Here is a 12,277-nt window from a genome sequence, read left to right as displayed (position 1 = left end):
TGCAATTTTAAATGCTTTAAAGCAGCTGCCTTTAGCTATGCGTGCATAATAATTAGAATAATTATTTTTCCTAAATTGAATTAAAATCCATCTCATGAAAAAAATATGCTACTTTGCTTTAATGTTATTTCTCTCTACCCCACTTTTTGCGCAGGAAAATTTAGATTATCAAAAACCACCTAAAGAAATTCTTGATTTAGTTGACGTTCCCAGAGCTCCCGCTGTGGTCATGAATACCGCAGGTGATACGATGCTTCTACTCTACCGCGACAGTTTTAAAACCATTGCAGAACTTTCTGAAGAAGAATTGCGTCTGGGTGGTTTACGTATAAATCCCAAAACAAATATAGGCAGTCGTACTACCTTTTATAATGATGTAAAAATAAAAGGAGTACAGGAAACTGAAGCCCGTGCTATTTCCGGTTTACCAGATAATCCTTTGCTTAGCAACTTTAGCTGGTCTCCAGACGAAACTAAAATGGCACTTACCAATACAACTGAGACCGGTGTAGAAGTTTGGATATTAGATTTAAACACTGCGACCGTACGCAAACTTACTGAGCCCACACTAAATGCCAATATGGGAAGTCCCATAAGCTGGTTTAAAGACGGTAAGAGCTTGTTAATAAATATGCTTCCTGCACAGCGTAAAGATTTAATTAATACCGCAGAAGCTATACCTACCGGACCCACAATTTCCACCAGTGACGGCTCTAAGGCTCAAAACCGAACCTATCAGGATTTACTTCAAAACCCGAATGATATATTCAACTTTGAGCAATTGGCAACATCAGTACTAGTCAAACAAAATTTAGATGGTACCAGCACAACCTGGGGCGAGGCAGCTATGTACACAGGTGTATCATTTTCTCCAGATGGGGAATATATCATGACAACTACCATTCACAAACCGTTTTCATATATCGTACCCTATAGTAGATTTCCTGAGAAAGTAAGTGTATATAAGCAAGACGGTACTCTTGTAAAAGTAGTAAATGAAACTCCGTTAATTGAGGAGCTTCCGCAGGGCTTTATGGCTACACAGACTGGAAAGCGCAATATGTACTGGAGAGCAGATCACCCTGCAACCTTATATTGGGCTGAAGCTTTAGACCAGGGAGATCCAGAAGTTGAAGTACCTTTTAGAGATCAGGTATATATGCAAAAAGCACCCTTTTCTGAGGCTCCTACAAAAGTTTTAAAAACTATTAACCGTTTTAGAGGAATTACCTGGGGTTCAGAAAACACAGCAATAGCTTACGATTACTGGTGGAACACGCGTAATACAAAAACATATGTATTTAACCCTTCAGACAAAAGCAACGAAGGTAAAGTGATAGCAGACCGAAACTATCAAGATACCTACAGCGATCCCGGTAGCTTTGTAACTCAGGATAACAACTACGGAAAACCCGTGCTTACACTGGTTGACGGGAATGCTTATTTAATAGGAGATGGCTTTAGTGAAAAAGGTCAGTTTCCATTTATAGATAAATTAAATCTTGAAACACAGGAAACTCAGCGTATTTATGAGTCGGAATATACAGATAAGCTTGAAAATTTACAGAAAGTATTAGATATTAAAGAAGGTAAAATACTCGTGCGTATTGAAGCGCCTACTGAATATCCCAACTACTACATACGAGATCTTGATGATAAAAGTTTAGACCAAATTACTCGTTTTGAAAATCCGTTTAAGAGTATTCAGGATGTACATAAAGAGGTCATTAAATACACACGTGAAGATGGTTTAGAACTTTCGGGGACTTTATATCTTCCTGTAGGTTATGATATGAAAAAGAAAGAGAAAAAACCGATGCTTCTCTGGGCATATCCTACTGAGTTTAAAGACAAAAATAGTGCGGGTCAAACCACTTCAAATCCTAATGAATTTACCTACCCATATTATGGTTCTATGGTATATTGGGTAACGCGGGGTTATGTGGTGCTAGATGATGCTTCTTTTCCTATCGTAGGTGAAGGCGACACAGAACCTAATGACTCATTTAGAAAACAACTTGTAGCTAATGGTAAAGCAGCTATTGATGCTGTTGATGCTTTAGGCTATATAGACCGAAATAAGGTTGCGGTAGGTGGTCACTCCTACGGTGCTTTTATGACTGCAAACTTATTATCACACTCAGATTTATTTGCTGCCGGTATTGCGCGTAGCGGTGCCTATAACCGTACGTTGACTCCATTTGGTTTTCAGTCTGAAGAACGTAATTACTGGGAGGCTCCAGAAGTTTACAACACTATGAGCCCTTTTATGCATGCCGATAAAATGAAAACTCCGTTGCTCTTAATTCACGGTGTAGCAGATAACAATAGCGGTACATACCCACTACAAAGTGAGCGCTATTTTAATGCTTTAAAAGGATTAGGTGCTACAGCTCGTTTAGTAATGTTGCCTAAAGAAAGTCATGGTTACGCTGCAAAAGAATCTATTTTACATATGCTGTGGGAACAAGATCAATGGCTCGAAAAATATGTAAAAAACCGCGATGTAAATGAAATTAAAAAGACTGAAGAAATTAAAAAGTAAATCTTCTTTTAATTAATAGAACTTAGTTTACAGTCTCAGCAATCTTATATAGATTCCTGAGACTGTTTATTTAACACAGGGCCAACTACAAAAACTACTTTCTTTAATTTTTCGTATATTTAAATAAGACCGAAAAATTCTAAATGCAGATTTGATATAAGGTTTTGTACGATTAGAATTGCATTAATTTAAAGTGATTAATACGATTTAATTGGCAAAGTTTTGCTATGCACGCATAGTAAGAATTGATAAGAAAACACTTCTAAACGACCCAAAACTGCTACATTTACACAAAACTTGTTACAGAAATATGATATTAAATAATATACGTCTCGAAGTAATGCAAACCATAGGAAAATCTATGGATGAACTTATTGGGACCTACCTGAAGTCAATTGATGAAAATTGGCAGCCTACAGACATGCTTCCCGACGCTACAAATCCTGAATTTATTGATGAAGTCAAAGAGATTCAGGAGTTATGCCGCGAGATGGATTATGATTTATTTACTGTTTTAGTAGGTGACACCATTACCGAAGAAGCTTTACCTACTTACGAGTCCTGGTTAATGGGAGTTCAGGGGGTAGATCAGGTTAATGGTAACGGCTGGTCTAAATGGGTACGCTCATGGACTGCCGAAGAAAATCGTCACGGGGATTTACTTAATAAATACTTATACCTTTCTGGTCGCGTAAACATGCGTGAGATGGAAGTAAGTACACAATACCTTATAAGCGATGGTTTTGACATAGGTACCGGTATGGATCCTTATAAAAACTTTGTATATACTAGTTTTCAGGAACTGGCGACTAATGTATCACACAGACGTGTAGCATCATTTTCACGTAAATCTGGAAATAAGCAATTGGCAAAAATATGTAATATGATTGCTAAAGATGAAGCGCGTCATGCTTCTGCTTACATGGAGTTTGTACGTCGTATTTTTGATCTCGATCCTAGTGAGATGATGATGGCTTTTGAAGCAATGATGCGTAACAAAATTGTCATGCCGGCTATGTTCTTAAGAGAATCTGGGCAGCATATTGGTCAGCTTTGGGAACATTTCTCAGATGCTGCGCAGCGCTCTATGGTTTATACCACACAGGATTATATCACCATTTTAAAATCTCTGGTTGCAGACTGGAAAATTGAAGATATAAAAGGACTTAATGATAAAGGCGAGCGTGCTCGTGATTATTTATTAAACCTACCTGATCGTTTAGAACGTATTTCACAACGTATTGTAGTTCCTAAACTCGATCACAAATTTAAATGGATTGCTAGTTAAAAAGCATAACTCATTTAAAAAAATAACCCTGAAAGATATGTTTTCTTTCAGGGTTATTTTTTTGTGTTAAACGCAACTCAGGTAGAGCGCTGTCGAGAATTTTAACTTAAAAAATCAAATAGACACCTTCTAAAAATTTACAGTTTTACCGCACTCTTAATTTTGTATTTTTAAGTCGATACCTCTATGCTATATGTTTAAAAAAACGACTTTAAAAATAGTTCTATGATATTCAACCCAATGAAGCTATTCTACTTCGCACTCTTTTGTTGTATAGCTTTACCTACCAGTGCACAATCTCAAGATGTTGACGATGCATTAAGAAAGACATTATTATTACATAAAGAACTGGTGAGTATTCCTAATTTGCCCGAAGATGAAGCATCAATGCTTAAAAATATTAACTGGGTTACTGATTATTATCAAAAATTAGACTTTAAAACAACCTTGCTTCCATCAAGTACGCTTCCACTTTTATTGGCTGAAAAAGTCTACAATCCCAAGTTTAAAACAGTTTTGTTTTATTTTCATATAGATGGGCAGCCTGTAAATAAAGTGAATTGGGATCAGGAAGATCCTTTTACTCCAGTTTTAAAAAAACAAGATTCCGCAGGAAACTGGCAATATTTAGATTGGAACGCTCTAGACTCAAAAATAGATGATGAGTGGCGCATATTTGCACGTGCAGCAGCAGATGATAAAGCGCCTATAATTATGTTTCTGTCTGCTTTAGAACAGCTAGATGCTCAGAATAAGAAACCCAACTTTAATATAAAAGTAATTTTTGATCCCGAAGAAGAATATGGTTCATCGGCATTATTATCAACGCTGCCCATAAATAAAGAACGCTATTCTTCAGATTATTTTATCGTAATGGACGGGCCGGCTCACGATTCTAATAAACCTAGCGTAACATTTGGTTGCAGAGGTATTGTTACCTGCTCTATAACCACATATGGCGCCTCGTTACCTCAACACAGCGGCCATTATGGCAACTATGTCCCCAACCCGGTTTTTAGCCTTGCAAAGTTATTGAGTACCATGAAGGATGATAAGGGTTATGTACTCATTAAAGACTATTACAAAGGCATCAATTTAAGTCCGGAAATAACTGATGTTTTAAAATCTATTCCCTATGACTCAGTAGCGCTCAATAGCCAACTGGGCATTTTTACTTCAGAAAAAATAGGAAATAATTATCAGGAAGCGCTGCAGTACCCCTCGTTGAATGTTCGCCAGATAGGTACCTCGTGGTCTGGAGAGAATTTAAAAACTGTGGTACCTGAATTTGCAAAAGCAGATCTTGATGTACGCCTCGTTCCTGAGACCGAAGCACAAATTCAACTTGAAAAAATTAGAACTCATATTGTAAAACAAGGATATTATGTAATTGATCACGATCCTACAGCTGAAGAACGCGCTACGCATCCTAAAATAGCGAAGTTTATAGCAAATGAAGGAATTAATGCTTTTAGAACAGACCTCGACAGCCCCTTTGGAAAAACCATTTCAAACAGTCTTTCTAAAGCATTTAATGAAGAGCCTATAAAAATCAGGATGATGGGTGGTACCGTTCCTATTGTACCGGTAATAAATGCGCTTAATATTCCTACATTAATTATCCCAATTGTTAATATGGATAATAACCAGCACAGCCCTAATGAAAATATACGCATAGGTAATATGCGTCAGGGTATTCAAATCTGTCTAGCTCTTTTACAAACTAATCTTTAAACTATTTATGTCTCAAAAAGAATTTAAAGTCATCGAGTTTACTAAGAAGCAAGAGCTTGTTGAGTTTGTAAATGCCAACTCAGAAAAGATTGAAGTTGTATCTATTTCCAGCAGTTAGGAATCCTGGAATTACAAACACTTTCTTTGGTTTTATAAACTGTAAGTAATACCATAAAAAATCCCCGCATCGTAAAATGCGGGGATTTTAAATTTAGAGCAGGATTAAATCAATTAGAAAATATAACGCAATCCTACTTGCGCCTGCCATCTGCTGTCTAAACTAAAATCGTTAGTAAACGTTTTTGTTTGTGAAGTATTAAACGTGTAAACCGGGCTTCCGCTAGAAACATCAACTCCTAAAGGTTGATCGTTTACCGGCACTTCAATAACACCCCAGTCTGAACTAATAAGATTTCCCAGGTTTAAAATATCTATACTAAACTGAATGGTATTTGTCTTATTTTCAGAAACTTTAAAATCATAGTCCTGTAAGATTTTTAAATCCCAACGACCTCTCCACGGGCTCAGTGCACCATATTTTTCGGCGTATGCACCTCTACGATCACTTAAATAGTCATCCTGAGCTATATAATTTTCATAAGCGGTACGCTGTGCAGCCTGTGCCGCAGCATCCCCTGAAAATGCATAGCTCTCTAACTCCTGACTCGTAGGTATATAAATCAAATCATTAAGTACAGAACCATCATTATTAATATCACCGCTATAGGTATAAGCGAATCTTCCGCCCTGCGCATACTCATAAAAAGCACCTAATGAAGTACGCCATTGCTTGTTTGCTCCATAGGTAAATGCTTTGTTAAGCTGGCCTACGATACGGTGTTTATCTCCATAACGTGAGGTGGTACTTACCGCTCTGTTTACATTGCCAAAAGCCGGATTACGATCATATGCATCACTAGATATTTCTGCGTCTAATGAACTCGCATCCTCTGCTTTTAAATAGTTATATGCTATGCTCGCAAAAATACCGTTGCTAAATGTCTTCTGAAATTTTGTTGACCAGTTAAATGAAAATCCTACGTCTGTATTTGAGAATACATAGGCATTTGTATTGCCGCCAAACTCGTCTTTTGCGCGATCACTATCTAAATAAATAGGTCTGCCGTCTGGACCTGCAAGGGTTCCTGAAGGATTTGCCAGACCATAATTACGCACCATTTGTGAATTTAAATCACGGGTATAAATAAAGTCTGTTGAAGCGGTGATTCCATTTTCAAAACGATAATCAAGACCTAAACTATTACGCCATACCTGCGGAAACTTAAAGTCTGGTGCAGAAGTCGTGTAGAAAAAGAAGTTTGGGTTTGCTACTTGATTTCCTATCCATACAAAAGGTAAACGACCGGTAAATACACCCGTACCTCCTCGTATTTGAAACGTATTATCTCCTAAAACATCGTAGTTAAATCCTACTCGTGGTGAGAATAAAATTTTCTTAGAAGGAAGATCTAAACTATTTAGGTTTGTAGGGTTTCCATTTTCATCAAAATAGGTGATTCCGGGTTGGTAGTTTCCGTCAGGGAACGTACCGCCGGCTGCACGTAAAATGTTTTCACGTATTTTATCTTGTGTATTAAAAAACAGTGGCTTGTCTATACGTAATCCTACGGTCAAAGTGAAATTTTCGGTAGCCTTCCATTTATCCTGTGCATAGAAAGCAAGTTGACCTACATTAGTTTCGGCTAAAGCCCAACTATCATTAGCTGTATTGTTGTCAAAAGTAGTTTGAGCACTCGCCAGCGCTTCAGCTAATAAACCGTTGTTTACTGCTTCTTCAAAACTTAATCCTGCAACATTAGGATTTGCACGTACGCTTGTAAAATCTGGTGCAAAAACACCAACTCCGCCATTTGCATTAAAGTAGCTGTACGCACCCAGGTTAAAGCTGTTATCAAACATAAATTTCTCAAAACTTCCACCTAAGGTAATTGTGTGATTTCCGGTTACAACATTAAAGTTATCTGTAATTTGAAAAACTTTCTGCGTTAATTTATTGTTTATTGAAAAAGGCTCATGACCTGCAATTATAGCACGTACCCCATCTTGCTGAATACTAATCGCCGGTGCCGGTGCAGAAAAAGGATCTCTGCTATCATCAAAGAAAGTATAACCCGCCTGAAGTTTATTAGTCACGTTACCGCCAAAGTTGGAGTTTAATTCAACTAACCAGGAGTCGATCTTATTATTAATGCGATATCCTGCATTTCTAAATTGAAGAGTTGTTTGGTCTGGTCCTCTTCTTCCTATCGCTTCAGGATTTGCCGGCAAATCTCGAGAGGCATTTAAAAAGTTGTAAATAACCGCAACACGGTGCTTACTATTAATATTCCAGTCTAGTTTAAATATACCTTTTGTAGATTCCGTCTTATGCGTGAAATTTTCATAAGGTCCTGTCTCGTAACCTAAACTAGATAATTGTTGAGAAACATAATCAAGATCTTCGGCAGAAACACGAGATACATTTTGCCCTGTAATGCCCGGACGCGCTGCCAAAAAGTTTGAACCTGCATCTGCGCGGTCATCTTTTTCAAAGTTTGCAAAAACAAACAATTTATTTTCAATTAAAGGTCCACCTACGCTAACCCCGTATTGTTTTTGATTAAGCTCAGGAACAATTATTTTATCGTCACCTACCTTACTTCCCGTCATATCCTGATTACGGTAAAAACCATAAACTGTTCCCGCCCACGTGTTAGTACCACTCTTGGTAACAGCGTTAACCGAAGCTCCGGTAAAACCTGCTTGAGTCACATCATAGGGTGCAGTTGAAACCTGTATCTGGTCTATTGCATCAAGCGAAATAGGCTGTGCATTAGTCTGCCCACCCGGTGTTGCCGCATCAAGCCCAAAAGGATTATTAAAAATTGAACCGTCTAAACTAAAGTTATTGAATTGGTCATTTCTTCCTCCAAAAGAACCATTACTAGAGGCAGTAGGCTCTAACCTGTAAAAATCTGCAGCAGATCTTGAGATCGTAGGTAAACTTTTAAGTTCGCGTCTGCCTATACTGGTTTCTGCTCCGGTACGGTCGCTATTAATTACATTATTTTTTGAAGAAGACACCACAACAGCATCAAGCTCTGTTGCATCGCTAGCTAAAACTGCTTTTACGTTAAAAGACTGTCCCAGTGATAAATTAATGTTATCTAGCACATATGTTTTAAAGCCTACATAGCTAATTGAAATGGTATACGGCCCGCCTACACGTACATTAAGCAGCGAGAATCTTCCGTCAAAATTTGTAATTGCACCGTAAACCGTACCCGTAGGCGTATGCGTTGCAGTTACATTGGCTCCGGGCAGAATTGCGTTTTGGTCATCATATACAATACCACTGATTTCTGCAGTTGTTACCTGTGCTGAGGCGGTAAGAACCAACATAAAAAGGCTGATAAAAAAAAGAAGTTGCTGTCTTTTCATAAGCTTCATTTTGAATTTGAGTTTAGTAAGTGTTAAGAAATTGCAAAATAAAATAAAACCTATTAAAGTTGAGCTTCCTATATTTCAATTTCCAAAAATAAAATGAACAGTTGTTGATAAGAAATTAAATAGCAAATACCTGTAAATAAAACACTTAAAAACCAGAAGAAGATATACACCAATCAACTTAATTATTCAGAAAAGCATAAAAGAAAGTGTGTTTGTATATTTAGCTTTGGCCTTTAAATTGAAATGACACCCTTGTGATTATTAGATTCATTCTTTAGACAGGCGCTAACACATGTAAATACGTAAATTAAAGGGATTAAAGCTATACGCGACAACACTAAGGTTGACTTACGCAAATGAAATTGTAGTATTAAATATTACGTAATCTTTATTTATATTTAGAAGATGAAAATTAAATTCAAAAAGAAGAGATTATACGCCAATTTAGTATTGGGCATAATTTGGGTTATAATTGCACCATTAAGTCTACTAAGAGATGAGGGGTTAAATTGGTCAGATTACATCTATTTTGGTATTGGTGTTTTCTACCTGGCTCATTATGTTTACGATCTCAAGCACCAGTACTTAGAAATTGAAGATGGTGTAATTAAGAAAAATAGTCTTTATGGTTTTCGTAAAAAAATAAATCTTAAAGATATTGATAGGGTTGAAAAATTTGCCGGAGACTACACCTTAAAATCAAATGATACGAAATTAAAAATCAATACCTCGTTTATTGAAAGTCAGTCGCTTACTTCTTTGGTTAAAATACTTTCAGAGCTTAATCTTCCAACAGAAAAAACACCTTTTATCAAGTGATTTAAATAAATTAATTTTCTAAATAATTGGGAATTAACTTTTAAGCCTTAAGTATTAATAATTGGCATATCTCGCTCAACACCTTACAAACCAACGTTTTCTGTTAAATGAGCTACAAGCATCAATAATAAGCTTATCTTTGCCGCTTATTATATTTTATGACATTTAAAGAATTAGGTCTTATAGACCCTATCCTTAAAGCTTTAGCTGATAAAGGATACACCCACCCTACCCCTATTCAACAGCAAGCAATACCGGTATTATTAAGAGGACAAGATTTATTAGGTTCTGCACAAACAGGAACTGGTAAAACAGCGGCGTTTACCATCCCGATACTTCAACAAATTTATAACAACATAGGTTCTGGCAAAGGCACACGCAAGCTTAAAGCTTTGATTATTACCCCTACGCGAGAACTTGCTATACAAATAGACGATAATGTAACCGAATACAGCAAATATACCGGTATTAAAAATACTGTGATTTTTGGTGGTGTTAAACAGGCTTCGCAGGTTTCTGCAATGCGCAAAGGAGTTGATGTATTAACTGCTACTCCGGGACGTCTTTTAGACCTGGTTAAACAAGGGTTTATTAGTTTAAAAGATATTGAATATCTGGTGCTTGATGAAGCAGACCAGATGCTCGATATGGGTTTTATTCACGATATTAAGAAAGTACTAAAACTAGTACCGCACGATAGACAATCATTATTCTTTTCGGCTACGATGCCAAAGGCGATTGTAGATCTTTCTAAACTTATACTTGGTGATTTTGAAAAAGTAAGTATAGAGCCTGAGAAACCTACTGCAGAACGTGTAGATCAGGGGATTTACTTTGTAAGCAAAAAAAGTAAGCCAAAATTATTAAAGCATCTTATTGAGACTGAAAATCCCGCTACCGTTTTGGTTTTTTCACGTACTAAGCACGGTGCTAATAAGATTGTAAAAATCTTAGATAAAGCAGGAATTAATGCTGCAGCTATACACGGTAACAAATCACAGGCTGCTCGTCAAAAAGCCCTAAGCGCTTTTAAAGATGGTCAAACTCAGGTTTTAGTAGCCACTGATATCGCTGCAAGGGGTATCGATGTTTCTGAATTAGAAATGGTAATTCAGTATGATTTACCTAACGTTTCTGAAACCTACGTACACCGTATAGGTCGTACGGGTAGAGCAAAAGCCAGTGGCGTTGCGCTAGCTTTTTGTGATAAAGAAGAGCGTGCTTATCTTAGAGATATCGAAAAATTAATTAAGCAGAAGATAGATGTGATTGCAGAACACCCGTTCTTAATTGACGGTCCTGACGATCCTTCAGATGAACCTGATGCTCGACCACCACGCAACAACACACGTAATAACTCACGCAACAGCAACAGTTCACGTAATAGTTCTGGTCGTTCAAAAAACAACGATGATCGCAGAAATAGCGGCCCTGTAAAACGTACAGCGGGAAACCCTAAAAAACGTTTTAACAGCAAACCAGAATCGAATTAAGAACTGGTTTTGACAACTAAAAAATCCGCTGTAGGCAACTACAGCGGATTTTTTAGTTTTGCTTATTATCTTAAGAGCTATAATTTGATCACTAAGTCCTATTTGGTATTATCAGAAGCAGTAATAGCGACTAACAACGTTATTCTTTAATTTGCAATTTCAGCAATTTTAAATCGCAAAGTAGGCAAATACCAGTGTAATGCAACATTTAAAATTTCTAACTATAATTTAACAGCATTTATAGCCAGAGTAAAGCTATGGGTTCAGTTTCTTTTTTATATTTATTCCGTCATTAACGATTAGATTTATTATGAGAAAATTTATAATACTTAGCGCGTTTGCTGCTACCCTTTTTGTGAGTTGCGATGATACGCGTAAAGTTTTACACGAGCAATATCTAGAGTATGTTATGCATACAGATAGTCTTGATGTGGTACACGATGCGATGACGGTTCATCACGATGCACTTAAAACTGACACCCGTACACTTGCACAAAAATTGAAAGATGTAGAGGAAACAGATTCTATTGCAATTGCAGATTTAGCTAAGCATCAGGTTTTATTAAAAGAGCAGGCAACTTCGCTTTCTAAATTAAAAAAACTGATTGAAAGCCATGCAGACGTAAAATCTTACTTTATGTCAGACAGCATTTCAGTAGAGCAAATGGAGGCACAATTAGTAGAGATGGAAGCTAACAACACAGATATCGCTGCTCGTTTAACACAAATCAAAACTGAATTAAAAATGATTGAAGCAGAACAAGAATCTCTTAAAAAAACTGAAAAACATTAGTTTATTGAGCATATTCTCGCTTTACAAATCAATCATCTAAAATAAAAAGTCCGTTGAAAATCTTCAACGGACTTTTTATTTATGCTTCAGTCTTGCGGACTCTCAAATTAGAATTTGGTTTTTTAGTAACTTAAGCAAGTCTAAAACATTCATTT

The 12,277-nt window shown here is 36.8% G+C and carries 7 protein-coding genes; 6 read left to right on the top strand and 1 reads right to left on the bottom strand.

Features of this window, described 5'->3' with window-relative positions; all coding sequences use genetic code 11:
* Positions 1-94: 94 nt before the first annotated feature.
* From P164_RS01630 to P164_RS01620, 3 genes are all read left to right on the top strand, one after another.
* Positions 95-2,545 (top strand): prolyl oligopeptidase family serine peptidase, encoded by a 2,451-nt coding sequence (locus P164_RS01630; protein WP_028374744.1) that lies wholly within the window; start codon positions 95-97, stop codon positions 2,543-2,545.
* A gap of 310 nt (positions 2,546-2,855) precedes the next feature.
* Entirely contained in the window at positions 2,856-3,833 is a 978-nt protein-coding gene (locus P164_RS01625) for an acyl-ACP desaturase (protein ID WP_028374743.1), read from the top strand.
* Positions 3,834-4,058: 225 nt separating this feature from the next.
* Positions 4,059-5,567, top strand: coding sequence for a M20/M25/M40 family metallo-hydrolase (locus tag P164_RS01620; RefSeq protein ID WP_234405808.1), 1,509 nt, complete (start codon positions 4,059-4,061; stop codon positions 5,565-5,567).
* Positions 5,568-5,798: 231 nt separating this feature from the next.
* Here P164_RS01620 and P164_RS01615 read toward each other — a convergent pair whose 3' ends face one another.
* On the bottom strand, positions 5,799-9,008 hold the full coding sequence (locus P164_RS01615; protein ID WP_028374741.1) for a carboxypeptidase regulatory-like domain-containing protein: 3,210 nt from the start codon (positions 9,006-9,008) through the stop codon (positions 5,799-5,801).
* A 414-nt stretch (positions 9,009-9,422) separates the two neighbouring features.
* Here P164_RS01615 and P164_RS01610 point away from each other — a divergent pair, with 414 nt between their 5' ends.
* From P164_RS01610 to P164_RS01600, 3 genes are all read left to right on the top strand, one after another.
* Positions 9,423-9,836, top strand: a complete 414-nt coding sequence (locus P164_RS01610; RefSeq protein WP_028374740.1) for a hypothetical protein — start codon at positions 9,423-9,425, stop codon at positions 9,834-9,836.
* Between the two features lie 158 nt (positions 9,837-9,994).
* Entirely contained in the window at positions 9,995-11,329 is a 1,335-nt protein-coding gene (locus P164_RS01605) for a DEAD/DEAH box helicase (RefSeq protein WP_028374739.1), read from the top strand.
* A gap of 310 nt (positions 11,330-11,639) precedes the next feature.
* Complete coding sequence (locus P164_RS01600; RefSeq protein ID WP_028374738.1) at positions 11,640-12,122, top strand: hypothetical protein; 483 nt, start codon at positions 11,640-11,642, stop codon at positions 12,120-12,122.
* Positions 12,123-12,277: the final 155 nt, after the last annotated feature.

This window comes from Leeuwenhoekiella sp. MAR_2009_132, from assembly GCF_000687915.1.
Lineage (GTDB): Bacteria > Bacteroidota > Bacteroidia > Flavobacteriales > Flavobacteriaceae > Leeuwenhoekiella.
The sequence above is the reverse complement of the archived record's forward strand: the minus strand, read 5'-3'. Positions and strand labels throughout refer to the sequence as shown.

Excerpts from the sequence above, each read along its gene's own strand:
- P164_RS01630 (WP_028374744.1), top strand. The coding sequence starts at position 95 with ATGAAAAAAATATGCTACTTTGCTTTAATGTTATTTCTCTCTACCCCA.
- P164_RS01605 (WP_028374739.1), top strand. The coding sequence starts at position 9,995 with ATGACATTTAAAGAATTAGGTCTTATAGACCCTATCCTTAAAGCTTTA.
- P164_RS01620 (WP_234405808.1), top strand. The coding sequence starts at position 4,059 with ATGATATTCAACCCAATGAAGCTATTCTACTTCGCACTCTTTTGTTGT.
- P164_RS01610 (WP_028374740.1), top strand. The coding sequence starts at position 9,423 with ATGAAAATTAAATTCAAAAAGAAGAGATTATACGCCAATTTAGTATTG.
- P164_RS01615 (WP_028374741.1), bottom strand. The coding sequence starts at position 9,008 with ATGAAAAGACAGCAACTTCTTTTTTTTATCAGCCTTTTTATGTTGGTT.
- P164_RS01625 (WP_028374743.1), top strand. The coding sequence starts at position 2,856 with ATGATATTAAATAATATACGTCTCGAAGTAATGCAAACCATAGGAAAA.
- P164_RS01600 (WP_028374738.1), top strand. The coding sequence starts at position 11,640 with ATGAGAAAATTTATAATACTTAGCGCGTTTGCTGCTACCCTTTTTGTG.